Annotated in this window: 26 protein-coding genes; all 26 read right to left on the bottom strand. The window is 41.6% G+C overall.

What is annotated here, in order from left to right; all coding sequences use genetic code 11:
• Window positions 1-4 precede the first annotated feature (4 nt).
• The 26 genes from nikC to RBH88_RS04245 all read right to left on the bottom strand — a co-directional run bounded on the left by nikC (window position 5) and on the right by RBH88_RS04245 (window position 25,480).
• Window positions 5-868, bottom strand: coding sequence for a nickel transporter permease (nikC, locus tag RBH88_RS04370; protein WP_213690418.1), 864 nt, complete (start codon window positions 866-868; stop codon window positions 5-7).
• 14 nt (window positions 869-882) lie between these two features.
• Window positions 883-1,812 carry a nickel ABC transporter permease gene (nikB, locus tag RBH88_RS04365; protein WP_213695898.1) on the bottom strand — a complete coding sequence of 310 codons (930 nt, stop codon included), beginning with the start codon at window positions 1,810-1,812 and terminating at the stop codon, window positions 883-885.
• Window positions 1,813-1,925: 113 nt separating this feature from the next.
• The gene (locus RBH88_RS04360; RefSeq protein ID WP_213690420.1) at window positions 1,926-3,449 is read right to left on the bottom strand and encodes an ABC transporter substrate-binding protein; all 1,524 of its coding nucleotides are present in this window, start codon (window positions 3,447-3,449) and stop codon (window positions 1,926-1,928) included.
• 359 nt (window positions 3,450-3,808) lie between these two features.
• Window positions 3,809-5,185, bottom strand: coding sequence for a magnesium transporter (gene mgtE / locus RBH88_RS04355; protein ID WP_213699582.1), 1,377 nt, complete (start codon window positions 5,183-5,185; stop codon window positions 3,809-3,811).
• 227 nt (window positions 5,186-5,412) lie between these two features.
• Window positions 5,413-6,366 (bottom strand): aminopeptidase, encoded by a 954-nt coding sequence (locus tag RBH88_RS04350; protein WP_307879999.1) that lies wholly within the window; start codon window positions 6,364-6,366, stop codon window positions 5,413-5,415.
• 13 nt (window positions 6,367-6,379) lie between these two features.
• On the bottom strand, window positions 6,380-7,051 hold the full coding sequence (locus RBH88_RS04345) for an AroM family protein (RefSeq protein WP_213691101.1): 672 nt from the start codon (window positions 7,049-7,051) through the stop codon (window positions 6,380-6,382).
• A 5-nt stretch (window positions 7,052-7,056) separates the two neighbouring features.
• Window positions 7,057-7,893, bottom strand: coding sequence for a hypothetical protein (locus tag RBH88_RS04340; protein WP_273312110.1), 837 nt, complete (start codon window positions 7,891-7,893; stop codon window positions 7,057-7,059).
• 3 nt (window positions 7,894-7,896) lie between these two features.
• Entirely contained in the window at window positions 7,897-8,832 is a 936-nt protein-coding gene (locus RBH88_RS04335) for a DUF1177 domain-containing protein (protein ID WP_213695892.1), read from the bottom strand.
• A gap of 14 nt (window positions 8,833-8,846) precedes the next feature.
• Complete coding sequence (locus RBH88_RS04330) at window positions 8,847-9,920, bottom strand: DUF917 family protein (RefSeq protein WP_307879998.1); 1,074 nt, start codon at window positions 9,918-9,920, stop codon at window positions 8,847-8,849.
• Window positions 9,921-9,938: 18 nt separating this feature from the next.
• Window positions 9,939-10,595 (bottom strand): aspartate/glutamate racemase family protein, encoded by a 657-nt coding sequence (locus RBH88_RS04325; RefSeq protein WP_307879997.1) that lies wholly within the window; start codon window positions 10,593-10,595, stop codon window positions 9,939-9,941.
• A gap of 14 nt (window positions 10,596-10,609) precedes the next feature.
• Window positions 10,610-12,169: an OPT/YSL family transporter gene (locus RBH88_RS04320; protein ID WP_213701049.1), complete on the bottom strand. Its 1,560-nt coding sequence runs from the start codon at window positions 12,167-12,169 to the stop codon at window positions 10,610-10,612.
• 233 nt (window positions 12,170-12,402) lie between these two features.
• Window positions 12,403-13,584, bottom strand: a complete 1,182-nt coding sequence (locus tag RBH88_RS04315; protein WP_307879996.1) for a PucR family transcriptional regulator — start codon at window positions 13,582-13,584, stop codon at window positions 12,403-12,405.
• Between the two features lie 56 nt (window positions 13,585-13,640).
• Window positions 13,641-14,507, bottom strand: a complete 867-nt coding sequence (locus tag RBH88_RS04310) for a hypothetical protein (protein ID WP_307879995.1) — start codon at window positions 14,505-14,507, stop codon at window positions 13,641-13,643.
• Between the two features lie 73 nt (window positions 14,508-14,580).
• Complete coding sequence (locus RBH88_RS04305) at window positions 14,581-14,958, bottom strand: DUF192 domain-containing protein (protein ID WP_307879994.1); 378 nt, start codon at window positions 14,956-14,958, stop codon at window positions 14,581-14,583.
• 6 nt (window positions 14,959-14,964) lie between these two features.
• Window positions 14,965-15,852: a type II secretion system F family protein gene (locus RBH88_RS04300; protein WP_213699412.1), complete on the bottom strand. Its 888-nt coding sequence runs from the start codon at window positions 15,850-15,852 to the stop codon at window positions 14,965-14,967.
• 12 nt (window positions 15,853-15,864) lie between these two features.
• Entirely contained in the window at window positions 15,865-16,794 is a 930-nt protein-coding gene (locus RBH88_RS04295; protein ID WP_213690346.1) for a type II secretion system F family protein, read from the bottom strand.
• A 2-nt stretch (window positions 16,795-16,796) separates the two neighbouring features.
• Entirely contained in the window at window positions 16,797-18,140 is a 1,344-nt protein-coding gene (locus RBH88_RS04290; RefSeq protein ID WP_213695997.1) for a CpaF family protein, read from the bottom strand.
• On the bottom strand, window positions 18,140-19,255 hold the full coding sequence (locus tag RBH88_RS04285; RefSeq protein ID WP_307879993.1) for a response regulator: 1,116 nt from the start codon (window positions 19,253-19,255) through the stop codon (window positions 18,140-18,142). The genes RBH88_RS04290 and RBH88_RS04285 overlap by 1 nt, the downstream gene beginning before the upstream one ends.
• Window positions 19,252-20,406, bottom strand: a complete 1,155-nt coding sequence (locus RBH88_RS04280; RefSeq protein WP_307879992.1) for a type II and III secretion system protein family protein — start codon at window positions 20,404-20,406, stop codon at window positions 19,252-19,254. Before RBH88_RS04280 ends, RBH88_RS04285 begins: the two co-directional genes overlap by 4 nt.
• Window positions 20,406-21,269, bottom strand: a complete 864-nt coding sequence (gene cpaB / locus RBH88_RS04275) for a Flp pilus assembly protein CpaB (protein WP_213690342.1) — start codon at window positions 21,267-21,269, stop codon at window positions 20,406-20,408. The genes RBH88_RS04280 and cpaB overlap by 1 nt, the downstream gene beginning before the upstream one ends.
• 15 nt (window positions 21,270-21,284) lie before the next feature.
• Entirely contained in the window at window positions 21,285-22,307 is a 1,023-nt protein-coding gene (locus RBH88_RS04270) for a pilus assembly protein TadG-related protein (RefSeq protein ID WP_213690341.1), read from the bottom strand.
• Window positions 22,308-22,312: 5 nt separating this feature from the next.
• The gene (locus tag RBH88_RS04265; protein ID WP_213690340.1) at window positions 22,313-22,711 is read right to left on the bottom strand and encodes a TadE/TadG family type IV pilus assembly protein; all 399 of its coding nucleotides are present in this window, start codon (window positions 22,709-22,711) and stop codon (window positions 22,313-22,315) included.
• A gap of 14 nt (window positions 22,712-22,725) precedes the next feature.
• On the bottom strand, window positions 22,726-23,202 hold the full coding sequence (locus tag RBH88_RS04260; protein ID WP_213690339.1) for a prepilin peptidase: 477 nt from the start codon (window positions 23,200-23,202) through the stop codon (window positions 22,726-22,728).
• A gap of 86 nt (window positions 23,203-23,288) precedes the next feature.
• Entirely contained in the window at window positions 23,289-23,459 is a 171-nt protein-coding gene (locus RBH88_RS04255; protein ID WP_307879991.1) for a Flp family type IVb pilin, read from the bottom strand.
• 198 nt (window positions 23,460-23,657) lie between these two features.
• Window positions 23,658-24,335: a response regulator transcription factor gene (locus tag RBH88_RS04250; RefSeq protein WP_213699406.1), complete on the bottom strand. Its 678-nt coding sequence runs from the start codon at window positions 24,333-24,335 to the stop codon at window positions 23,658-23,660.
• Window positions 24,335-25,480, bottom strand: coding sequence for a sensor histidine kinase (locus RBH88_RS04245; protein ID WP_213696074.1), 1,146 nt, complete (start codon window positions 25,478-25,480; stop codon window positions 24,335-24,337). The genes RBH88_RS04250 and RBH88_RS04245 overlap by 1 nt, the downstream gene beginning before the upstream one ends.
• Window position 25,481: the final 1 nt, after the last annotated feature.

Below are 25,481 nucleotides of genomic sequence, written 5' to 3'. Positions count from 1 at the left end.
TACTCTAACGCTTTAATTTCGGATCTAAGGCATCGCGAAGACCGTCACCAAGGAAATTCAAAGCAAGAATGGTAATCATAATCGCCAAACCAGGGAAAAGGGTCATATATGGATAATCACGAATATAACCTCGTCCTCCCGAAAGCATGGCTCCCCACTCTGGCATGGGAGGCTGAATTCCTAACCCGATGAAGCTTAAACCAGCTGCCGTTAAAATGGCAAAAGCTACTCCTAAAGTTGCCTGAACAATAATGGGTGCCATACTATTTGGCAGGATATGCTTCATAATAATTCTAAAATCACTTGATCCCATCGCTTTAGCTGCTTCAACAAACTCCTGGTTGCGAATTGACAAAACAGCGCTGCGCACAATTCGAGCATAGCTCGGAATCGAGGAAATACCTACGGCAATCATAAGGTTGAAAAGTCCAGGCCCTAAAGATGCCGCTATAGCAATGGCCAATAGAATTTGAGGAATGGAAAGCAATATATCCATTGCCCGCATAATAAGGTTATCAATTTTTCCACCATAAAAGCCGGATACTGCTCCCAAGAAGCCACCAACGACAACAGCCAATCCAACTGCTATAAATCCTACCTGTAAGGAAATTCGAGATCCATAGACAATACGGCTGAAAATATCACGACCAAACTCATCTGTTCCTAAAATATATTTACTGTTGGGAGCTTGGAAGGCATCGCTTAAATGCTGCTTTGCATAGCTGTATGGAGCAATAAAATCAGCAAAGAGCGCCGTAATGAAGAGAAGAACAACTATTGTTAAACCAAACATGGCAAGACGGTTCTTCTTTAAACGACGCATAATTTCTCCGAAGTTCCCCATTTTTCTCTTTTTCATCTGACTCATCGTGTACCCTCCGATTATCTGTACTGAGCTTTTATGCGCGGGTCGATCCATGCATAAATCAAATCCACAAGGAGGTTGACCAAACTAAAAGCTACGGCAATGTACAAAACTCCACCTTGCACAACTGGGAAGTCTCTCATTTTAATAGCTTCTACCATCAAACGCCCAACTCCAGGAATAGAGAATATTGATTCTGTCAAAACAGCTCCGCCTAAAAGCTGACCAAACTGAATACCAGCAATTGTGATAACGGGAATCAAGGCATTCGGCAAAGCATGACGCCAAATGACCAGTGATTCTTTTTGGCCCTTTGCTCGTACGGTACGAATATAATCCTGTCGTATAACCTCTAGCATCGTCGAACGTGTCATACGAGTAACAATTGCTACTCCTTGTGCAGCCAATGAAATAGAAGGCAGGATCATGGCACTAAAAGTTCCAAATCCTGACGATGGCAACCAATTAAGCCGAACTGAGAAGAAAAGTATAAGCAAAACACCTAACCAGAAGACAGGCATGGATATTCCAATCATGGCAAATATCATAGTTATCGAATCAAACCACGAGTATTGTTTTATAGCAGAAATTATTCCGAAGGGAATGCCAAAAATAACTGCAAGAAACATAGAAAAGGCAGCAAGTTTCAATGTAGCTGGGAAAACTGTCATTATTTCGTTTGTTACAGGTCTTTTGGTCACATATGAACGGCCAATATCTGCTTGAGTAGTCGCTTTATACAGATATCTGCCAAATTGAACAATAAAGGGGTCATTTAGCCCTTCTGTCTCTCTAAACGCCTGAAGAGCTTCTTCTGTAGCCATATCACCAAGAACCATTCTGGCCGGATCACCAGGCGTGAAATAAAGCAGAGAGAAGACGATGAAAGCGACTCCTATAAGAACAGGGATAAGAGATATAATTCGCTTAAAAATATACTTGAGCATCCGTTTTCCTCCTGAAACACGATGGTTGCAGGAACATTTCAGCTCCTGCAACCATTAATTTAAACTCAAAAACTTAAGAAATAACAATAACGAGGCACTACCACCATGAACTTTTAGTCTTCAAAATAGACGTTGTAAAGCTCGTGATATCCTCTGGGACTGGGTCTGAATCCTTTTACATTTTTCTGCATTCCACAGATCTGCTCATCATTGAGAAGGTAAACCCAGGGGCGTTTTTCATTAAGCTCTTTCTGCAATTCAACATACACAGCTTCACGATCTGCACCATCAGGAAGAGTTTTACCTTTTTCAATAAGTTCGTCAACTTTAGGATCTCCAAAGAAAGAGAAGTTCATTTTACCTTTCATGGAAGAGTGGAAAACGCCACCAACGGCAAATTCAGGATCTGGAACTGTAGAAACCCAGCCAACGATGAACATATCATGCTGTTTGGCCTTCAAACCATCGAGATAAGCTCCCCACTCAAGAACTTTAATCTCAACATCAATGCCAATCTCAGAAAGCTGACTCTGAATGATGGTAGCCATGTCAACTCTTTCTTTCTTGTCATTTGTCCAGATCTGAGCTTTGAATCCATCTTTGTAGCCAGCTTCTTCAAGAAGCTTTTTAGCTGTCTCCATATCCTGCTCATGTACAGGCTGTGATTTATCAAAGTATTTTACATTGGGAGCAATTGGTCCAGTTGGAGCCTGTCCTATTCCACGATAGACAGCTTTGTTAATACCCACTGTATCAATAGCAAGGTTGATAGCCTGGCGAACTTTCACGTTATCGAAAGGAGCTTTTTCACAGTTAAAGCCAAGATATGATGTGGAGTTATCCATAACTCTCATCAATTTGAGGTTAGGGTTCTCTTCAACTCTCTTAATATCATTAGTTGTGATCTGATAAGCGATATCTACAGCTCCGCTCTCAAGCTCGATTGTACGGCTTGTGGGCTCTGTAATAGAACGCATAACAAGGGTCTTATAGGCAGGTTTCTTACCATGGAAGTCTTCAAAACGCTCAAGGGTCAAACGATCACCTTTTGCCCAGCTTAAAAACTTAAAGGGGCCGGTTCCGATTGGATGCATACCATAGTTATCTCCAGCCTCTTCAACTGCTTTAGCATTCATAATGCTGCCCCATGTGTGGCTCAGAGAGGCAAGGAAGGGGGTGGACGGTTTCTTGGTCTTGATAATCAATGTATAATCATCAAGAACTTCAACCTTCTCGACTTCTCCAGAATAGTTCTGAATAGCGGCACCCTTGGGAGACATGGCACGGTCGATAGTGTATTTCACATCGCTAGCCTTAAGTTCTTCACCATTATGGAATTTAACACCCTTCAGGAGATAAAACTTGTATGTAAGGTCATCAAGTTTCTCCCACTTTTCAGCAAGCTGAGGAACAACGTTGTTATCATCATCAAGCGCAACAAGTGTTTCATAAATCTGCATCATAGCTCCAGAAGATGCAACGTCATTGGTAGCTTGAGGATCAAGAGTTTTTGCATCATAAATATTAGCTACCACCAAGGTGTCTTTTTTCTCTGCTGCCAAGCCAACAGAAGCAACACAGAATAATGCGACTAAAATCGCGACTACAGTAAGACTAAAAAACTTTCCCTTTTTCATCCTTTCATCTCCTTCATATTATTTTGCTTCTCTAAAAATTCATATTCTTATTCAATATTGGAAACACTACACTTTTTGGGTGTTGGCAGGCTTTTTTGCAATAAACAATTATGCTAGTGCAACTAATGTAAGTCAATAGCAAATTGAAAATAAGAGCGCTATTCGACTTAATGGGTAAAATCCAAATATTCTGTAAACAGGCAACAAAAAGAGGCTCTCACATACAGAGCCTCTAAAATACCACGACCAAAAGAAATCCAAAAGGGGGGGGAGATCGTTTTGGCCTAATATAATTTTTTCGAATATGCCTTATTCTAACATAAAATAGGTTTTCTGTATGTCTTTTTATTAAAATTTATTCATAGCCCTAAGATCATTCGTGTAATATTAAAATAGATCAACAGACCAGTTATATCCACTATTGTTGTTAATGCTGGGCTCGCAACAATAGCGGGATCAAATCCCAGAAAAACTGCCCCCATGGGCAAGAGAGCACCTATCAATGTAGAGGTTACAACTTGTATCATCAGTGCCATAGCGATAGCCGTAGCTATCATAGGAAGAGTCATTCCTACAGGTAGTATCAAATCTTTAGATAAGAAAAGAACTTTCCCATAAGAAAGTCCTCCCAAAATAACACCGAGCATAACTGATACTTTTAACTCTTTTAGCAAAACTTTAAAAATATCCTTTATTTTAATTTCGCGAAGTGCCAACGCCCGTATTATTACAGTTGCAGCCTGGCTACCAGTATTTCCACCGCTATCTGTAAGCATTGGCAAATACAACGCTAAAATCATAAAATGAGCCAAGGTCGCCTCAAAACGGTGAATAACCATACCAGAAAGAAGTCCTACCGCAGCTAGCCCAACAACCCAAAAAACTCTATTTTTGAAGTGTTCAAAAGCAGATGTCTTTAAATATGTACCTACGTCATGTCGCCCACCAATGGCCATAAGTTTTTCCATATCTTCTGTGTGTTCTTGAGTAATAATATCAATGGCATCGTCATGTGTAATAATTCCAACTAAGGAACCTGCTTCGTCAACAACAGGCAAAGCAAGAAGATCATATTTAGCGATTTTTCTGGCTGCTTCTTCTTGGTCATCATTTGCTTTTACAAAGATAAGGTCACGATGCATAATATCAGCAACGTTGAGAGCAGAGTAAGAAACAATAAGGTCTTTTAACGACACAAAACCCAATAACTTACGCTGCTCCCCTAAAACATAAATATAATAAATAGTTTCTCTATCTGGAGCTTCTCTGCGTAGTTCTTCAATAGCTTGAGCTACTGTTATATTCTCAGGTAGTGTTGCGTAGTCGGAAGTCATAACAGAACCACATGTGCCTTCTGCATAAGAAACAAGACGTCTAATATCGTCTCGCTCTGCCTGGGCAAGGGCTGGTAAGAGTATCTTTTGCGTTGCTTCTGGTAAGCGCCTAAACAAATCAGCTCTATCATCAGAAGACATATCTGTAACTAAAGCTGCTAGATCATGTCTCGCCAATTGACTGGCTAAAGTAATTTGCCTATCTTCATCTATTTGGCAAAAGACTTCTGCCCTCTTCTGAGGATTGAGAATGGAAAGAATTGACCATATCTCTTGAGGCTTCAGTGGGGATAAAAAGTCGGCAACAACTGCAGGATGGTTTGAGATACAAAAATCTTTAATCAAAGAGAAATCTTTGCTCAGCAGAAAAGTTTGCAGAGCTTGGCCTAATGACATATTCATCGGATATCACTCCTTTTCAGTGTCTAAACAGACCTCAGACCTCTGAAAAAAAGTGACGTGTAGAGGTCTGTTTGAATAACGCAGCAGATTTTAAACATGTACTGCTACCAGGAACGTCGTCCATTCAAACCTACCTCCTTTTTTTTATTAAAGTCGACGTTAACTTATCTATTTTAACAAAAAAGGCGGGAAACTGAATTCCCGCCTTCTGAAACAAAATAATATAGTTAAATATGGATTTTGCCTTCAGAAAGAATACATTTTTCATCAATGTAAAGTTCAGGGTTGGTAATTACTCCATCTACATGGATTCCTGCCGCAACTGTTCCTCCAAAGGTATCGTTACTGCCAAGGGCAATATGTACAGTTCCATATATTTTTTCATCTTCGAGAATAACCCCTGTGACTCGAGCTTTATTATTAGTTCCTATTCCAAGTTCAGCTACATTTCTTGCCAAAGGATTATCTCCCAGAAGGTCAAAGAGTTTTTGACGCTCAGGACCCTTCGCATCGACAAGCTGCCCTTTCTCAAAAAAAAGTTTCAAGGGAGCACTTAAGACTCCAATTCCAGCAAATGAACCGTCGATAACAACTTCTCCTGAAGCGCTACCCTCAACGGGAGCAATAAAAGCTTCACCAGATGGTAAGTTGCCAGCTTGCCCTTTTTCCCGATATACACCTGTACTCGGAATACCTTTTCTCCCGTCAAGAGACAACGTAAGGGAACAGCCGTCTTTTCGTATCTCAGCCTCTTTAGCCTTGTCAAGAAGAGATGTGAGTTTTTTTGTTAAAATTTCAACTTCTTTATAATCTGCAGTAATAGGCCCATTAAAATACATATCCTCAGTAATTCCAGGCATGGTAGCAACACGAGCTCCAGCAGCACATGCATCTTTTTTGGCGTGGGTATGAGTCATAGACTTACTTGTAGGAATAATGACAACATCTGAAGCTAACATCAATTCACGCACACGTGCAGATGGTTCCTCTCCATTTTTTTTCATAGGCGAAATTTGAACCAGAAGAGATTCGCTTCCTAGTAATTGCCCCGCCTCAAAAAGACTTTTAGCAATATTTACAGTCTTGCTATCGCATATTATCAATAATTTTTCTTCTCGACGAAGTCCCATATTATCTGTGAGAAGGCACTTCGACACATTAATCATTTTCTCAAAATCCATTTACCCTTGCCCCCTATCCAAACATATCTTTAATCACTCTGGCCACAACACTTCGAGCTAGAAATACAGGTTTTCCAAGGCTGTCTCTTACTTTCTGCTGCATTTTTATTGTATAGCCCATGCAATCCATAATAGCTATATCTGGATTATATTCTTGTAGCTTCTCTATAGCATTATCAAGTTGCAAAGAGTCTGCATATGGAGAAGCAGCAACAACTGATACTCTTCCTGACACAGTTTCCCACCTTTTCTTAGATTGTGCTATCTGATCTTCAGAAGGAGTAATGACACCTAATTTTCTATTTTCAGCCACTGCCTGTACTACATTGTAAAGAATACGTTGAGGCCGAATCAAAAGTCCCTCTTCACCAAAAGAAGGGAATTCACCGGTACAAAGGAGAAGAACAACAGGAATATTATGTTGGAAATGGTCTCGAATTTTCTCTTCAACTCTAGGTGTGATATAACGCTCTGCAACTGTAACCGAAGTCCCATCTTTCATTCTCGTTACAAGAACGTAATCTCCCTTTTGAGGTGCCATTTTTGCAATATCTTCTTTCGTCAAACCATCTAAAGCACCAGATTCAACAACATTTAGATTCTCCCCTAGAATAGGCAAGATATCTGGAATTATATCTACTCGCGGAGCTTGGCCTATAGTTACGGTTCCCAAAATTCGTTTCATGTGTATCACCTCTTCAATATACGATCACGGTGCCAACATCCCAGATGACTTTTACACCCCGGGCCCCCATGTAAACATTCATCGAGGGAACCATCACTCCCACTTTCAGGAACTTCTGGCAAAACAGAAATGATATTAATAATTTTTTTGACCTCGTCTTTTTCCCCACTTATGACAAACGTTGTAGCCCCTTCTGCTCCACTAATTCCCCCCCTGCCAATAATGTATGCTTTCACAGATGCAAGGATTGAAAAAGCTTCAATTTCACTTACGACACAACCTGGAACAGGGATAAGACCTACCGACATGCCCATAGATGTATTGATTTTTTTCCGTCCGCTTTCAAGTATGGCTTCATCAAGAAAACAGGGAGCAAACTTCTCAAGCCCAGCCGCAATATAAGTAATAATTCCTTCAGATCGCAAAGTGGAAATCACCTGCCCGGGGACACCTCCCAGAGGTGCTCCTGCCATCATGGCTGCCTGTTTGTGCACATCAACAAGATTAGCCCCGCATATAGCTATATCGGAAGCATTCATTTCAGCGACAACTTGTGATAGACATTGGTCAACGTTCTGAATTTGTCCGTTATAAATAAGAATACTATGAGGGAAAGATGGGAGAGATTTATTGCACGATACCGTTCCGCGAGGTGTAACTCTTCCGCTAATCCGCAAGGGAGAACCAACAAGCTCTTCAGCAACTGCAGAAACTGTCGTTCCCCCTTTTAAAAGAATCCGACCTTCTCTAAACGCTCTTTGTACTTCAGGAAGAACGGCGATTGCTTTCGCAATCAGCCGTTTTCCCATTGGAACAGTCAATGTTATTTGAGCTTTATACATTATCTATTTTTTACCAGCAGTCTGAAAATGATTCATAGGACCGTATAAATCAATAAGCAATTCGAATTCTTTTGTGTTGTAAAAAGAACAGCTCTTTCTAGTAAAATTCTTGGCTACCTCAATATTAAAACGAACGACCTGTTCTATATCTGTTGCATGACTTGCACCTGTAGCGCACCCTGGAACAGCAGAATGAGACGTAATAGCAATTCCAATACATGGGGCCTTAGCCGCAGTTGAAGGTTGCAATATGCTATTCAAGTGGTAGAGGCCATTGCCATAAGGTGTAATATCCTGGATAGTAAGAGGAAAAACAACTGGAAGCTCTCCTGTAACGATTTCCATAATAGAAAGAATATCTTCACTTACTCGCAAAATATATCCCTCTTTAACGGTGGGAGAGATAGCAAACCCTTTATGATTTATGACTCTGTTGCCACGAGTAGTATCCACAATTAAAATAGCATCCATTTCAGGATCAACTTCTTGCTGATTCATTGTAGTCATATCAACAGGGGATCCCATAAAAGGCACAGGTTCATGAGGCTGAGTGGGAGCATCGGGACAAATATGGGTAGAAATTATGACATCTCCAGGAAGTACATCGCCAACAGAAAGCATCTTTGCCATTTTTAAAACCGTTGCGACAGCAGCCACTGCTCCATCTCCATCAGAAACAAGTCCAATACGCTCCGGACGGGCACCTATTCCGCCTAGTCGACCAATGATACCTAATGTGGGAGCCGTTCCATTCATGCGCTTTCCGTGACTCCCAGGAATAACCGCTTTTATAAAATCTGTATGTCCCTTGGGACCTTCAATTTTTTTTACTTCTACTTCCTTAATTCCAGCTTTAAGAAAAACATCTTTTACCATTTCACCGCTCACATCTGAGCGATCAAGAAGGTCTAAAGCTTCAAGAGTTCTAGTAAATGACATACTCACCACTCCTTTTATTGATACGACGATATATCTTTATGGATAATGCGTTCTGCATCGCGTAAAAGATCTATGCAGCGCATTCCTTCACCTAAACATAAATTTGTTTTGGGAACCGTAATAACATAAATAGATTGACCTTTTTCTATTTCTGCACTGGTTACTGGCATGCCTGAATGCCCATCCATTGTCATAATAAGATCTGGGAACGTACCCAGACGTTCTCCATTTGTTCTTTCGAGGGTCATATACTCATTCCAGAAAGTAAGAGCAATGTCGTCTATATCCACACGCCCCACATCAAAACCTCCTGCTGTCTCAAGCTCCAGATTTTGAACAGTCCCGCGCGTAATAATCTCTCCCCCTAAAAACTCTACAACGGAAGAAACAAGCTTCTCCGCTCCCTTATCTTTTACATTCAACATAGCTCGCCCTAACTTTATAGACATTGCTACGCCTCCTGGAGCTCCATTCATTTTGGCAAAAGAAGCTTTTACAGGGTTACGAGCTACACCAACAAGACCTCGAGCCTGAACGGCTGCCTGGCGAACTAGAGCAGATGTCTCGGCAAGTCCTCCAGAAACACATCCCTCTACATATGTATTGTTATCTGGATTCCCTCCGGCAAAAGCCTGAATTGACACGTAATTTTTATCTTTTTGTAACCCCATTGATCCCATTACTCCTGTAGGATGAGCTCTACCGTTACAGGGAATATCAACTATGGGTAAATCTAAAAGAGCGGCTTGAAGCCAACCATTTACTACTGCATTTCCGCCACACTCATTAGTAATAAGACCGCCTATTTGCTCTTTATTGTGTGTCTGAAGCAAATCGATTGTTCTCCAATAGGCTCGTGGAGAAACAAAAGCCTCCTTTGCTGCCGGCGCACCTACACCAGAGCAGGTAACGAGAATGTTTTCATCACAACAATCCTCAGCATCAATAAGAATGGGACGTCCCATTTGAACAGCTAAACACCCTAAATCAAGACCTCGTTCCATAGCTCCGCCGCCACCGCCACCAAGAACGGCACCACCTAATACAGCAGCTTCTACATGTTCCTTCTTCAAAACTGTTTGAGACATTTCATCAACTCCATTTGTTTAAAACCCCAACGTAGCCCACATTAATGCTCCCTCAGCACTTACAGGATCTATAACAGGAATATTGACCTCTTTTTTTATTTCCGATGCTAAAGAAACCGTAGACATACCCGTACAAGCCAATGCGATGACATCAGCGCCTTCCTTTTTTAAATTCATTGCTTCTTTCAAAACAGCAGCTCTTCCTTCACGAGTCATTAGATCAAGAGTAGAATGAACTTCTTTTGGGTGTATTTCTTTTATTAAAAAATCTTTCAAAATATCTTTCATTCCTGCTGGAGTTTCATCTGTTATGCCAATAACACCAACACGTCTTCCAACTCCAAGAGCAAGAAGAGCTGTGGAACGCCCCGCCCCTATTACAGGAATAGAAAGTTGCCGTCGCAAACTCTCTACTGCTGGATCGTCTGCACAACTTACGATAATTCCATCAAAATTTTCAGGCAAAAGAGAAAAAGCCAGTCGCTCAATTTTAGGGAGAGCTCTCTTTTTAGTTTCTTCATCATGTATGCCTTCCGGTTGATCTGGAATGCAGTAAGAGCACACATCCCATTCAGGGAAAAGAGCCATCAAAATTTTTCCATGTGATTCCAACACCTGCGGATCCCTTGAAGTCAAGACCCGAATAAGAGCTATTCGACGACGTGAATGCTCCATCTAAACATCTCCTTTTACATAAAGCTTCTTACAACTGCAGAAATAAATCCGTAAATGCCGTCTCCTGCGATAAGACCTGCTTCTCGCATTTCCATCCATTTGGTACCCCAAATAAGACGGCAAATGACAGCAGCTAGCACTCCAATTCCATATAAGGGACTCTTGATAAGAAGACCCGTAGCAAAAAGAATTCCTATAGCACGCTTAGCCCCACCTATAGCCTGAATGATCGCTCCAACAACGCTCCACATGAGTAATTGACGAAGGATATCTGGATTAGCTCCTGCCTGTACTGTCGCTGCAAAAACTCTGCTTACTGGAGGTAACATATCCAATCTGAAATGCATCTTCATAAGGAAAAAGACTGTTACAACAGAGACAAAACCACCTACAATTTCTGCTATCGCCTGTTGACGCCGTCCATCTAATTCATACTCCAAATCTTTTCCCTCTCCACGAATAATCCAACCAGTCTTGAGGTCGTAACCCATATCAGCAAAACAAGGACCCGTACTTGCAACATATCCAGCTAAAAGGGCAAGGGGAGCTCCAGGGAAGCCCATGAAGAGTCCGAGGCTCAAGAAAATAACACTGATGGCAAACCCCGGGAACCATCCTGAGTGCATAGCGCTTAAGCCAACAAGAATAGGTGCAACAATGGCAGAGAAGGTTGTCCAGACAATCCATAAAACCAATTTCCCAACACTCATTTCAGCCCAAATACCGCTTAGAAGAGCCAAAACGATAGCTCCCAAACCGAAAAGGAAGGTATGGAAGAAAATTGTTTGTTTTACTTTTTCATGAGAAACAGTGGGAAGAGGTCCGTCACTATTATTACGAGACGAAGAACCCCTGCGGAAAATAATAGCAAGAGCCTGAACAAGAGAAACTACACCCGCCCCAATCATGACTCCATGAGGAATATACGTTTTACCTAGATCGAAACCAAATAATGTTCCGGAGTATCCACGGATCACAAGTCCGACACCAAGAGCAGACATGGCAAAAATGTTAGCAATAAAGACTATTCCAATGCCAGCCATAGGAAGCCCAAAATGGCGTCCCACAACACCAGCAAGAACTCCTTCTAAAAGACGGCGTGCTTTTTTCCCGCCTTCATCTCCAGCGATAAGGGCTTGAGCTGTTGCAACGCCAGGAGGCCATGCTCCTGCCGCAGGATAAAGGTCAGAGTCGTAGACTTTATAAACAAAGTGCATTCCTATTAGGGTAGCGAGACCAGACCCAATCAACATTGGAAGTATTAATTTGGGAGTGCCAAATACATACATAATCCCAACTGAAAGCAACCCACAATTTGCCGCAGCAAAACCTGCGCCAGAAGTCATGGTTTGAACTAAATTTTGCCGATCAAGAGAACGAAAATCTTTTAAAAATGATAAAGGAATCCGTGCAAGAGTCATTGCAACAATGGCCCCTATAATTGAGGTATTTGGTGTAATACCTATTCTTGAGATGATTTGCATACAGATAATAGCGGAAAGAACCGAAACAATTAAACTTAAAATAAGAGTGCGTGGTTCCAAAGCTTTGACGTGTTTCTTGCGTTCATTCATACTTTTCCCTCCTTTAATTTTATGTGCTTAAATTTAAAGTCAAAAACACAATTGTCCGCGTATTTTTTTAAATCCGCAGTTATATATTCAGGAAACGTACCGAGAACATATTCAATTTAAAAAACACTATTCTGGAAATTTACACACACATTTATACCGTTCAAAAGAAAAGGAAACAATGGAATTGATACACAAAGAAAGGGTAAACACTTTATGCTCAATGCACAAAGTGTTTATATAAGAACTTCATCATCAAGAAGTGTATACGTGATAAGTGCAAAAAAGAGTTTTTGAAGCTTAAAACCAGAAAATATATCAGATCCGAAAATTTCTTCTATTTGATTTAAACGATAACGCAATGAATTTCTGTGTAGATGCAAAGCTTCGGCTGTTCTTTTCTGATTACGATCCATTAGTAAAAAGACTTTAAGTGTTTGTAACAAAGAACCATTATTGTTTTTATCGTAAATTAAAATAGGGTCAAGTATCAATCGACTTGTTAGAACAAGTTCCTTTCTATCGGGGTGGGTATACCAAAAAGAAAGATGACGCAGACTATCAAAATCAACAAAACCTGACTCTTGGTTCATAAGCTTCTTCACAACTTTAAGAGTAAAAAACGCCTCTCTATAGGCTTTCTTTATCCCCTTTTCAAGAGTATGCAGCCCACTTATGCTCACACAACGTAACTCTGGTTCAGATTGGAAAGACAAAGCTACATTCTGAGCCAACTCTTTAACAGCAGAGAACCTTGTCTCATCTTGCACCACAAAGAGAAGACCAAGCATGTTTTCAAATTGAACAAGAAAGAAATCCTGCCACTTTACCTTTATCTTTTCTACAAGTTCCCAAATAACAACGTTATGAACTCCACCATTATTAGGAATTTCTAAAAGCATGAAACAACACAAATCCAAAGGAGATAAATTAAGTTGTTTCAGTAAATCTATATTTTCCTCTAGAGAAATGTTGTCTTCGATCATATGTCTTAGTACATCTTGCTTATTTAAAGCCCCCTTAAGGAGACGCTCTCTTTCAAAAATAAGAGACATGACCTTTTTAATCACAGGAACATAGGGAAGTTTAGGGGGTAATAAAATAATGGGAAACCCCATTTTTTCAGCTGTTTTTAAAACTTCCTGGGGCACTTCCTGAATAAAGCGTCCCAACTTTATTCCCATGCCGGAAGCGCCACCTTCAGCTTGAAGACGCACCAGTCGTTCTAAACGGGAAACATCTTCTTTATAGGCGTATGCTGTTGTTAGAAGAAAGGTGCCAGGCGTCACCCATTGGTCCGCATCTGGCACCTCTAATACATCTATACAGAGAACAGGATTGTTTAATCCCCGTTCCCCCGCTATAACAATAGATTCCTCCATGCAAGGAATTTCGAGTATTTCCTTGACACGTAACACGCCATTTCACTCCTCTTAAAGCAATATAAACAACTTTATACTACAACTATACCACCTTAAGAGTCATAACCAGAATCTTCGAAGCCTTCATACCCCTCCCATGGATCAATATCTACATCCATGTCGTCGTTACCCATGTCATCTATGTCAGCTCCCAGATCGTTCCAAGAGCGCTCTTCAGGGCTTACCGCATCATTATCGTCACCTTGAGGATTTTTCTCTCCTCCTCTGTTCTTTTCCGCCAAATCTTTCAAGCTTGGCCTTTCTCGACCAGGAAGATTCAAATAAACCTCAAGACGACAACCTTTTTTACGAGGCATTCCTTCTCTTGGGATGCTCGTTATTATGGCTTCAACTGGTAACTCTTTTTCCATAGCAGGCAGAACAAGAGCTGTTACTTCTTCTGGTAAAAAGCCAATAATTTCATCTTGCTCGGTTTTTACGAATATCATTTTTTCTTCAGCCACAAAATGCACAAGATCTCCAGCTCGGCATTCTTTTAAAATATCCTGCCGAGACCTCCCAGCGTCATTAGTTTCTGTTGTATCGAGTACCCGGGTGTGAATTGACCGCTCTTCGAGAGGAGATCGTTTTTCTGTTTCATCACATGGTTTTTCTGGACAAATTTTGGAGTAAAGTTCAGGAGCGATATGAAGACGTGAAAAGAAAGCTTCTACTACATTTTTTGTGGGGAATTTTTTAAGGAGAGCTGCGCCGCTGGAGTGATCTTTAAATTCAATGTGGAGATATGCTATTCCCTTATCGGATATTTCCCCTTTTACTATTTCACCTTCTCCGTAAATATTATGAACTATGGTTGCTCCCTCAAGTAATGCGATGTTTTCGAAGTTGTTATCTTCCATATACTTCCGCACAATGTCCAGAGAAAGCTCTTTCAGTGTTTCTCTCGTTCCGGTCGTCATGCGACTCACCATCCTCTGGTATAACGTTCTGTGCGGACATTATAAACTACTTTTCTTATTTGAAAAGGGGGGGTTAAAAAGAATCTTCAAAAAAGATTTGACTCCCTATATTAATTTCATTTAAGGGAATATTCCCTGCGGGGCATTCCAAGACACTTCGTGCCTTTTTATTCCTGCATAACGACCATGGAGTTACATCGCGCCGTATTTCTAAAACCTGATTGTTGTCATCAAGAAAAAAAACATCGAGATTAAAACGCATTCCTATGGTATGTATAGCATTGCACGGCTTCAAAATGATTCCCCACGGGAGATTGGGTAGGGGAACAAACATGAGTCCCATAAATCGAGAGGAAAAAGAATCAGCAAAATAGAGAGGAGAGAATATAACATCTCCTCTTGAATTCAAGATTTTATATGGGCGTTTATTTCTAAACCTTCTAATATCCATTGTCCATTATTTTGCAAAGGCTTCCATAATCGATATGAAAGCTGGGCCCAGGATAACGACAAAAAGTGATGGGAAGATAAAAAGAATCATGGGAAAAAGTATCTTAATAGGAGCCTTCCGAGCATGTTCTTCAGCTTTAAGACGGCGGAAACGTTTTAAAGCTCCTGCTTGACTGCGCAATACATCACTGACTGAGACACCGAGTTCTTCTGCCTGAATAAGACTTGTAACAAAATGACGCACTTCTTCGATAGGCAATCTTTCCGTAATGCCATGAAGTGCCTTTTGACGATTTTCTCCCAAACTAATCTCATGAAGAGCACGTGCAAAATTCTCACCCATTGGGCCACGCAGACGATCTGCCACACGAGACATAGCCGCATCAAGGCCTAAACCAGCCTCTACACTTACTACCATAAGATCCATAACATCGGGAAGCTGATTTCGAGCCTGTGTCTGCCGCTCCTTACCTTTGCCGCTAATCCATATTCCTGGAATAAGATAAGCTAAAGCACCAAGAATAAGCGCCCCGGTAATACGTAATGGTGCAGGAAGAAGAAAAGCAGCTATCATAGCAAAAATCAAAGCAAATGATACCTTAAGACCGGCAAGAACCTCCCCCCGTATTCCCATAGGGCGGCCGGCGAAAAGACAATATCGGTCCATACGGGCAATCGCCTCATTTGGAAAGAAGAAACGACCAACACGGCTTATTTTGACGCGAAAAGGATCGACAACTCGCTCTTTGAACGTAGCAATTTCTTCTTCCTCTTCCCCCGTAAAACGCGCTGCTCTGTCAAAAGAATCCGCTTTTTGAGGAGAAATTGTATTGAGAACCAGAAAAATTCCTAGCGTAACTATGAGCATTAAAAATACAATAACAAGAAACTCCACGTCTCCACCTCCTTAATAACGAGGTTTAACAATACGTTGTATAATCAGGATTCCAACAAAAGCAAAGAAAACAGCTACTCCCAACATTTTCTGTCCTGTAGGCGTGGTGAAAAGAGGAGTTAAATAACCCGGGTTCATAAGATTAATAATAACGGCCATAGCTACAGGTAGTATAGAGATAATGAGTCCCTCAAGGCGCCCTTGCGACGTCAATGCTCTCATTTGAGCGGCCACATCCTGCCGATCACGCATAACACGTGCTATATTCTCTAAAATTTTAGCCAAATTTCCACCAATCTCTTTTTGAATAAGAATGGATGTTACTACTAACTCAAGATCCATACTTCCAACACGATCAACCCAACGGTTAAGAACGTCTTCAAGATCTAAACCCAAAGAAATTTCTGCAACAACCTGTTGTAACGTGTCCCCTAGAGGCGCTTCCATTTGTGACGCCGTATTCTGTAAAGACTGTAAAAAGCTAAAACCAGCCCGCAATCCAGAAGAAATCATATCAAGCATTGGAGGTATTTGGCGCTCAAATTTATGAAGTCTTCTTTGTTTACGAACTCTAGCAACAAAAATAGGGGTTACAATAGCCCCAACCAACCCGACAGCCAACCCAAAGGGGCCTCGTACTATAAAGAGAAGAAAAGGAATGACGATAAGAATGCCAAGCCATATGAGTAAAGCTTCCTGTGGTTTAAGAGGCATATCTGCTTTTATAAGGTCTGCCTCCATTTTTTTAAGAAAAGCATCGGATGTAAGATGTTTTGCAAAAACTTTTTTATCGTCAACTTTTTTCTGTTCTCGCCCTCGCGTAAACCATGATTCCGTACGTGAAACCTGATCTGTCTCTTCTCCAATCCAGATCATAGAAAGCCCTACCGCCATTAAGAAGAGAAGCACACCTATTACCAAAGCAAAGAGTATCCCTCCCATGCTTAACTCCCCCTTTTGGCCCGTAAAATATCTTTTGGCAATGTTACCCCAGCCATATCAAATTTATAGCTACGATGGGGTTGAATACCCGTTGGATCAAGATTTCCTCGAACTCGCCCCGCATCGTCAAAACCTTGATGGTTAAAAGTAAAGAGATCTTGCATCTGAATCGTGTCACCTTCCATACCTGTTATCTCTGAAATTGTAAGAACACGACGAGAACCATCTTTCAGTCGTTCCTGATGAACGATAAGATCTATACCTGACGATATCTGCTCACGAATAGCCCGTATAGGCAATTCCATCCCCGCCATAAGAACCATGCTTTCAAGACGAGAGAGAACATCTCTCGGTGAGTTAGCATGAAGAGTGGTTAAAGAGCCATCATGACCAGTATTCATAGCCTGAAGCATATCGAAAGCTTCTTCTCCGCGACACTCACCTACGATAATTCGATCGGGACGCATACGGAGCGAGTTCCTCACAAGCATTCGTATAGTTACAGCTCCCGTTCCTTCTATATTTACAGGACGAGATTCCATACGAACAACATGGTCTTGTTGCATACTTAACTCTGCCGCATCTTCTATAGTGACTATACGTTCTCGATTCGGTATAAAACTTGAAAGTACATTTAACGTTGTCGTTTTACCCGAACCAGTTCCACCTGTAACAAGAATGTTGTACCGAGCTTCAGTTGCTACCCGCAAAAAACTCACGGATTCATCTGAAAGCGTACCTAAAGCAATAAGATCCTGGGCAGAAAAAGGTTCCCGTCTGAACTTTCGAACTGTCAACGTCGGCCCGTCAATGGAAATAGGCGGAATAACAGCATTGACACGTGAACCGTCAGGCAAACGGGCATCGACCATAGGTGACGCCTCATCTATACGACGGCCTAATGGGGCAACAATTTTATCAATAATCCGGCGTATGTGATTGTCGTCATTAAAGAAAACATCCGCAGGTTCTATTTTGCCCCACCGTTCTACATACACCATATCGCAACCGTTTACCATTACTTCTGTCACTGTATCATCGTCTAATAAGGGTTGAATCGGTCCATACCCAAAAACCTCATTTAAAAGGTCGTCTTCAAGACGGCTTAATTCAGCCGCATTAAGGCCTTTAACTTCCTCAAGCATAGATTGAATTTCAAGGGTGATCTGTTCTTTAACCAAGGATGATTTACCCCAATCAGGCTGAGCCGCTATTTCTTCCATATCAACTTCATCAGCCAACCGAGATAAGATACGACGATGAGTTTCACGATATAACTCGGAAACAGATCCTCGACCTCGCCGCTGACCTGCTGTATCACCAGCCAAACGTCGTAAAAGGCTCATTAGCTTGTCACCTTCTCTCGCACCTCAAGAGCAGAAGCTATCTCTCGTATTATCTTCGAGTAGGCTGCCCGAGGCTGGTCGATAATAAGCGGTTCCCCCCTTAGCCACCCGTTTTCAAGCTTTGATTCGAAGGGAAGAATACCTTTTACTGTATATTCCTTATCAATTTTTTCTACTATAGAACGATGCTCTCGTTCAACTCGGTTTAAAATGACAGCTCTTTCAATCCAGGGAATACGTAACTGATCGAGAAGACCCGAAACCAAATGTAAATTTTTTACGCCAGTACAGGTACAATCTGATACAAGCCATAAACGTTGACATCCTTCAGCAAGTTCGACACTTATATCGTCAAGATTACGGTGCAAGTCGACAAATATATAGTCAAAACGATCAGAAAGAGATTGAATCAAGCGATCTGCCATTCCCGCTTTGATAAGTTCGGCCTGTACAGGATTTTTAGCTGTTGGCATAATCATGAGGTTGTTAGGCCCCAGAGCAAGATAACGTTCACCATCGGCTACTCCGCTAAGACATTCATTTGCCCAGTTTGTCCAACTCAATTCATAGGGTGTATTTAAAAGAAAGGCCACGTCACCCATATAGAGATCGCCGTCAATCAGAGCCGTACGTTTGCCCATCATGGCCAATTGAGATGCTAAAGATATAGAAAAAGATGAACCTCCGGCGCCACCTCGGCAACTCCAAATAGCAATTCTCTCAGCCTGACGTGTGCCACCTTTTGAAAGAGTTTCTGTATTGACGCGTCTAATGGCATCTACGAGTTCAGCGCTCGTAAAAGGCTTCAACAAATAGTCACGTGCGCCAGCCTGCATAGCTTTTCGCAAAAACGCAACGTCTTTTTGCACAGAGATCATAATGATCCCTGGGTGGACAGGCATTTCTGCCAATTTTTCAGCTAATTCCGGCCCATCTCCATCAGGAAGCTGAACGTCAAGAAGAAGAACAGACGGCCTCAATCGAGTGACAGTCTCCATCACACCTTCAAGTCGATCGCTCTCCCCTATAATTTCCACATCCGGCTCCATCTGCAACATACCGCGAATAACATCTCTTGTTACAGAATCATCATCTACTATGAATACTCGAATCATAGGCCCACCACCTCCGGTGTCACTGTGATCACGAGTTCTGTCTCATCGTTCGTGAACTCTTTACTTCTAAACAGCTGTCCAATAATAGGAATATCGCCAAGCAACGGAATCTTCTTTACGTATTTTGATTGCTTATTGTCAAGTAAACCACCAACAACAAGAGACTCATTATGAGCCAAACGTACCTTGTTCGCTATTTTTCGACTTCGAATAGCTGGGATCTTTATGCCTTCAGTTTCAACGGCATTCTCCCAATCAATTTCACTAACTTCTGCTTCAAATGTCAGCCAAATTTCACCAAGTCCATCAAGTTCTGGCGTGAATTTCATAATCACTCCGTATGGTTTCCACTCAACTTTAATCTCGTTGTTATCCACTCCCACTGGAACGGGAATCTCTCCTCCTACATTGAGAAAAGCTTCTTCTCCACTTAACGTAGATAGGTAGGGTTTACTTAGAATTTTAGCTTGCTTATTCTCTATAAGAGCGTTGATTACTGCATTGATGCTTGTTGGCAAATCATTGTTCTGTGTGTAATCGATAACGTGAGCATTATCTGGATTGAAATCAAAAATGCCCCAAAAATGATTATCGTTATACTCTAAACTTTTCAAGCCAAGTTTATCCCCATCTTGCTTTTTAAGCTCCATAACAATGGCACGAAGCTTTATCTGAGGAGCGTCTTCAACTTCTAACAAATTTATTATTTTTTCACCAAAAGCACCTGCTATAGCAACAGCTCGTATGCGATCTCTTGGAGTTTTCACTTTACCTTCAAGAACAACAGCACCTCCGCGAACGGTAACATCAACATTTTCTGCTTTCAGCAATTCCTTTAGCTCCCACGAAGGGGCATCTGTTGAAGGATGGACGAGAATCTTTTCCATATGCATTCCTTTGACATCCCACACTATAAGAGCAGCTCCGCCTTCGATTTTCCCGGTAAGCAGAATTTGGTTATTATCCAAAGGAACAGCGTCAAGAACATCTGGATTTCCTACCGACATTCTCTTTACATTCTGATATTTAAGAACAGCACTGTCTCCCACATCAAGATGATAAGTTGCAGCTACCGCTGGAATACCCCCCCAAAGAGCTACTACTAACGCTATAACAAAAAAAGTGCTTATCTTTCTAACGAGACGAGTCATCAACGAGACCTCCCATCAGGAGAAACTGTTACTGTTGTTATATTTCCAGGCTGAATCATTTCTATTTTCCAGCCCTTAGGTATGGCAGGTACACTTCTTTTAACAACAGACTTCATTGGGGCTGCCTCGGCCACACCTTTCGGTGAATTGGAGTTTCCGGGCCCTTTATACACAACTAGGGGGGTCTGTGTCTCTTCATGAGCCGGACGTAAGGCCAACCATAAATTGCCGAGACTCTGCGCCCAGGCTGCCACTGCCGCTTCTTCTGGAGAAACTTCTACTACCGCTGTTTGTGCCACCATTTGTTTTTCTTTATTTGTTTCTTTCTCTTCTTTACGTCCCATAACTCCACCAATAGCGAGAACCTTTACCCGAGAAAGAAGAAGACGAGATGTAGGGCTAACCTCATCTTTCTCTCTGTAAACGTGGAAAACATCAACGTAATCACCTGGGCGAAGAAGACCTCCAGTAGCCCGTACCTCATCAATAGGTAAAGCTATAGCTACGCGACCATTTGGAAGCTGAAATGCTACTCCAAGCTTCTCAGGATCTAGCGACAATTTCCCTTTTAATACAGGATCGCCAGTTGAGAGCTCCATCATAGAAGCTTTTCCGACAACTTCGTCTAAAGATAACACTTCATCTGCAGGAATGCTGCTTCTTGGCATTCTAACAGTCTTTACATCTTCGGATGTAATAATAGAAAAAGCATCTTTGGGACGTGTTGCCACCACAACAGAAATAAGCTCTCTTTCTGCCCGGGCAATCTTTAGTTTGTAACTACGGATCTGCTGATATACTAAAAAAGCTGCCATAATTCCTAATAACAAAGAAACTACTAAGAAAATTCCTCTCTTTTTCACGTCCTCACCTCACCTTCATTGAATTAGACTAACTGAATAAGCGCCAAAAGAGCCACTTCCACCACCAGAACTGCCTGGAATAACTCTTTCCACAAAACGGCCAATAACTCGTGAATCTTTACCGGTACCCTCTACCCCTTCAAGAAAGAAACTGGCAAACCCCACAACTTCCACTTCTTTGCGTCCGTATACCTCCCAACCTGCAACGACAGGTAAAGTAATCAATCGTGGGCTTTCGTATAAATCATCAAGATGGGTTGAATACCAATCCCATGAAATACGTCCGTCTTCATCAAGAATATAATCCACACCTTCTTTGATGATTTCAAGAGCGATAATATAATCGATACCATCTTCTGTTGGGCCAGACATATTTCCAGGTTCGGTTGTAACCATCATGCCCTCTTTTACAATGGCATCGTAACCAAATTTTAGTTTTTCTCTAAAATTATTTGCGCCCTTTCCACCAAAAGCTAGAGCATGAAAATTCCCGTGATGCTGATACCCTGGGTCTTCGGGATCAGAAGGATCATGAGGACCAATTTTTAAAAGATACTGTTCTCCAAAAACAAATCCTGTTTCAGGCTCTTCTATGCCTAACGGACGTAATCCTATAGAAGAAGAGGCCGATGAAATTTGCGCTGCGGCACGGGCAGAAACAGCACTAGACGTTATGCCCAAGATGCGGGCAAAAGTCATGCCAACTATCTCTTGCGCCGTTACACGACATGTAAGCGCATCTGGAAAATCTACAGAGTAACTTCCTTCTGATTTGTTATCAGTAGCGACTTCAGCAGCAACTTGCGTAGCACTTGCTTCTCGAAGAGTCTGACTTGCCATAGCATTTCCAAGTTCCCACGCCCCAGCAAGACTTGCTGCATCAGCAGCTGTCTGAAGACGCCAGCGAGTCATAACAAGACGACCGTAATCTAAAGTAAGAGCACCTGCACCAAATAACACCACCATGCTGGCAGCTACCCACACAAGAACAGCTCCCCGACTTCGTTTAAAATTTTCCTTTCGGTTCTTTTCTCTCATTTCTCTCACTCCGATCTAAAAGCGGCCACGGCTTGCGCTTGCCAATTAGGCACAAGCCCCTCCACAAAAGACCCAAGAGGTGTTATAAACGCAACAGGAGCATTTACTGTTACAACAGATTCTTCATAGGTTCCCTTATTGGTCTTTGCCACATTTACGGTAACCTCATCACTTGCCCAACGTGAAGCTAAAATTTCTTCAACTCTGCTGATAACATCGGTGTCATTACCGCCAACAGAAGCCATGCGAGCTCCTTCTCGAACGCTATGCTGCAAAGTTAAATATTGTTGCATGATCAAACCAAAATCTATAATTCCCATCACGAGAAGAAGCAAAAGGGGCAGCACTAACGCAAATTCAACAAGTGCCTGCCCTTTACTTCGTTTTTTCAATATTTTTCTCATTTCATCACCCCCGCTCATAGCAGGAGATACAGAGCATACCCAATAGCGATAGAAAGTGCGTAAGGAACTTTTTCTTTTCTATGCTCTCGCCCTGATATCCATATACTCTTGAAAAACTTACCCGCGCCACCTGCTAACGCTAACCAAACACTTTTATAATCAACATCTTTAAAAGCCAAAACAAGAACTAAAAGGCCACCAACAATAGATGAATATAAAACAACATACAAAGCCCCAGGCCAAGCTACTACTGCCCCAGTTGCAGCTAAAAGCTTAACGTCTCCAGCCCCCATTCCTCCCAGCATATACGGAATAAGGAACCATCCTAATCCCAACAAACCACCTAAAAGAGAGGGCATAAACGCACCCTGGAAACCATGAAAGAGCAACGCTGCAAAGAGCACCCCATATGTGAGCCAATTAGGAACCTTTTTATATTTGAGATCATAAAAACCTGCCCAACATAAAATTACTAAAGTTGCCCATTCCATAGAAGCTCCTCCCGTTTTAGAAACAAAGGGCAGGTTAACCTGCCCTTTGTTTCTAAAAATATAGAATATTGCGTTATATTTAATCGTTATTCTGCAGGTAATGCATTATTAGCTTTAGTAAAAGCTGTGTTAATTTTTGGGCCTATAGCAGTAATCGCAACTATAGCAGCAATAGATATCAATGCTATAATCAATCCGTATTCCACCATCCCCTGGCCTTCCTCATCCCACACGAGGTTACGAAGTTTTTCTATCATTTATATTCCCTCCCCTTCTCTCCTAACGTAGAATATTTTGCTACTGTTTTACAATAATAATAAATGCTTAATCCCCGCTTGTTTATATCTTAAGTTTCATGAAAAAAAAGTGAAATTCATCAAAATGAAGGGAAAGTTAACCCATGCCATTGGGAAAAAGTCCCAATGGATAAGGGGAAGAAGTATATATTTTCTTACTTATTCGCCAGCAGAATCCATAATTTCTGATGGTGCATGCTCAGGCAATCCCCATTTCCATGCGAGGGCAACAGCCTGGCCTTTTTCTTGTACTTCAAGTTTCTTCAATATTTGGCTCATATGATTTTGTACTGTTTTATTTGAAAGGATCATTCGTTTTGCTACTTCTCGGGAAGAGAGTCCATGGGAGATCCAATAGAGGATTTGTTTCTCTTTGAGTGTCAAAGTTTCAATTTTCTCTTTAAATTCGGCATGGGGAGAAAAAGAAGAGAGGAGTTTTGAGGCTATTTGAGGATCTACATAACGACCACCAGAAGCAACAATTCGTAGCGCAGTAAGAAGCTCTGCCAATCCCGATGACTTTAAGACATACCCTTGAATACCTGCTCTTGATACACGCGTTATCTGATTTTCACCATCAAGTGCAGTGATAATGACAAAAGCACAATTTACTCCCTTTTCACGTAATTTGTTGACTACTTCTATGCCATCAAATTTTGGCATACGGATGTCAAGCATAACAATTTGTGGAGACATACGCTCAACAACTTCTATAGTCTCTTGCCCATCTCGTGCTTCTCCTATAACCTCAATATCAGATTCCATATCAAGAACTTTTCTAACGCTTTCTCGAAAAAGGTTATGATCATCTGCTATGACTACAGTAATTTTTCCCATTAATAATCATCCTCCGGAATTGGCACTCTCATTGAGACGGTGGTCCCCCTGCCAGGGGAGCTATCGATAGAGATATTTCCTCCAAAAAGACGCGTTCTTTCTTCCATGTTCATTAAACCGTAAGATCCTCGTTCTCTGGCATCAGCTTTTGCTTCTTCAACGTCAAAGCCTTTGCCATCGTCACTGATTTTGGCACTAAAAGCATCTGTCCCAGCGCTGAGAGCAATCTTGACGTTCTTTGCGTCCCCTTTTTGTATAGCATTGTCCATAGCTTGGTGAATGACTCTAAAGAGATTGCTGCGCAGAGCCATTGGAATACTCACAATATCTCCGGAAGCCTGAAAAGATATTTCTACCCCATAACGATCACTTGCCTGTTTCGCATATCTTTGAAGGGCTACATCAAGCCCCTCTTCAAGACCTTGAGGATAAATCTGGAAAAGGAAGGTACGAATATCCGCCATTGCCTCTTGCATCTGTTTCTTTACTTTGCGAAGCTCTTCTATTGCTTCATGATTTTTCCCAGTTTCAATATATCGTTCTGCTAAATCATAAAGCATAATTGCTCCTGAAAGCTTCTGTGCGGGGCCATCGTGAAGATCTCTGGCCAACGCCCTACTATCCCTTTCAGCTAAGCTGAAAGCTGCCGCAAGAATTTTAAAGCTTTTCTCGCTATCTGCACCTAACATAGCATTTACAGCTTGGTCTTCCAAAAGTTCAAGGGCCAAACGAAACTTATTGGCCATTTCGTCACTGCGTGCAAGGGATTGTATGATTTCCCGTTCTTCTTTCATTAAGTATTCACGCTGTTGACGTAAGCTACGCTCACGTTCTTCTAAGGTGGCCTGCATTTTCATAAGCTGCTCGGCACGATCATAAGCTTGTTGCTGAGACTTCTCATCTTCATCACGTGTAGCATCAACTAAACGTTGACGAGCACTTTTATAAGCCTGCTCCGTTTTGTCAGAAGCTTCAATAGTTTCATAAATATTTTTCTGAATGTATTCGAGTTTTTCCCGCACTTCTTTAAGCCTCTGGGTTTCTTCATGTCGAATACCAGAAACGCTTGATAGGTTGGATGCGATATACCCCTGTACTTTGTTATGAATGCTTTTTAACTTGGTATAAATCGTGTCATCCTTCATA

It is taken from the genome of Aminobacterium sp. MB27-C1 (assembly GCF_030908405.1).
Taxonomy (GTDB): domain Bacteria; phylum Synergistota; class Synergistia; order Synergistales; family Aminobacteriaceae; genus Aminobacterium.
The sequence above is the reverse complement of the archived record's forward strand: the minus strand, read 5'-3'. Positions and strand labels throughout refer to the sequence as shown.

Bases quoted from the DNA above. Each gene is read 5' to 3' on its own strand.
- RBH88_RS04255 (WP_307879991.1), bottom strand. From the start codon at position 23,459: ATGATAGAAAAACTTCGTAACCTCGTGTGGGATGAGGAAGGCCAGGGG.
- RBH88_RS04265 (WP_213690340.1), bottom strand. From the start codon at position 22,711: ATGAGAAAAATATTGAAAAAACGAAGTAAAGGGCAGGCACTTGTTGAA.
- RBH88_RS04310 (WP_307879995.1), bottom strand. From the start codon at position 14,507: ATGACGACCGGAACGAGAGAAACACTGAAAGAGCTTTCTCTGGACATT.
- RBH88_RS04340 (WP_273312110.1), bottom strand. From the start codon at position 7,893: ATGTATAAAGCTCAAATAACATTGACTGTTCCAATGGGAAAACGGCTG.
- RBH88_RS04335 (WP_213695892.1), bottom strand. From the start codon at position 8,832: ATGTCATTTACTAGAACTCTTGAAGCTTTAGACCTTCTTGATCGCTCA.
- RBH88_RS04320 (WP_213701049.1), bottom strand. From the start codon at position 12,169: ATGAATGAACGCAAGAAACACGTCAAAGCTTTGGAACCACGCACTCTT.
- nikC (WP_213690418.1), bottom strand. From the start codon at position 868: ATGAGTCAGATGAAAAAGAGAAAAATGGGGAACTTCGGAGAAATTATG.
- RBH88_RS04280 (WP_307879992.1), bottom strand. From the start codon at position 20,406: ATGACTCGTCTCGTTAGAAAGATAAGCACTTTTTTTGTTATAGCGTTA.
- RBH88_RS04290 (WP_213695997.1), bottom strand. From the start codon at position 18,140: ATGAGCCTTTTACGACGTTTGGCTGGTGATACAGCAGGTCAGCGGCGA.
- RBH88_RS04350 (WP_307879999.1), bottom strand. From the start codon at position 6,366: ATGGATTTTGAGAAAATGATTAATGTGTCGAAGTGCCTTCTCACAGAT.
- RBH88_RS04260 (WP_213690339.1), bottom strand. From the start codon at position 23,202: ATGGAATGGGCAACTTTAGTAATTTTATGTTGGGCAGGTTTTTATGAT.
- RBH88_RS04270 (WP_213690341.1), bottom strand. From the start codon at position 22,307: ATGAGAGAAAAGAACCGAAAGGAAAATTTTAAACGAAGTCGGGGAGCT.
- RBH88_RS04330 (WP_307879998.1), bottom strand. From the start codon at position 9,920: ATGTCTCAAACAGTTTTGAAGAAGGAACATGTAGAAGCTGCTGTATTA.
- RBH88_RS04295 (WP_213690346.1), bottom strand. From the start codon at position 16,794: ATGGGAGGGATACTCTTTGCTTTGGTAATAGGTGTGCTTCTCTTCTTA.
- mgtE (WP_213699582.1), bottom strand. From the start codon at position 5,185: ATGAATATGTCATTAGGCCAAGCTCTGCAAACTTTTCTGCTGAGCAAA.
- RBH88_RS04285 (WP_307879993.1), bottom strand. From the start codon at position 19,255: ATGATTCGAGTATTCATAGTAGATGATGATTCTGTAACAAGAGATGTT.
- RBH88_RS04250 (WP_213699406.1), bottom strand. From the start codon at position 24,335: ATGGGAAAAATTACTGTAGTCATAGCAGATGATCATAACCTTTTTCGA.
- RBH88_RS04305 (WP_307879994.1), bottom strand. From the start codon at position 14,958: ATGGATATTAGAAGGTTTAGAAATAAACGCCCATATAAAATCTTGAAT.
- nikB (WP_213695898.1), bottom strand. From the start codon at position 1,812: ATGCTCAAGTATATTTTTAAGCGAATTATATCTCTTATCCCTGTTCTT.
- RBH88_RS04345 (WP_213691101.1), bottom strand. From the start codon at position 7,051: ATGAAACGAATTTTGGGAACCGTAACTATAGGCCAAGCTCCGCGAGTA.
- RBH88_RS04360 (WP_213690420.1), bottom strand. From the start codon at position 3,449: ATGAAAAAGGGAAAGTTTTTTAGTCTTACTGTAGTCGCGATTTTAGTC.
- RBH88_RS04325 (WP_307879997.1), bottom strand. From the start codon at position 10,595: ATGGAGCATTCACGTCGTCGAATAGCTCTTATTCGGGTCTTGACTTCA.
- RBH88_RS04245 (WP_213696074.1), bottom strand. From the start codon at position 25,480: ATGAAGGATGACACGATTTATACCAAGTTAAAAAGCATTCATAACAAA.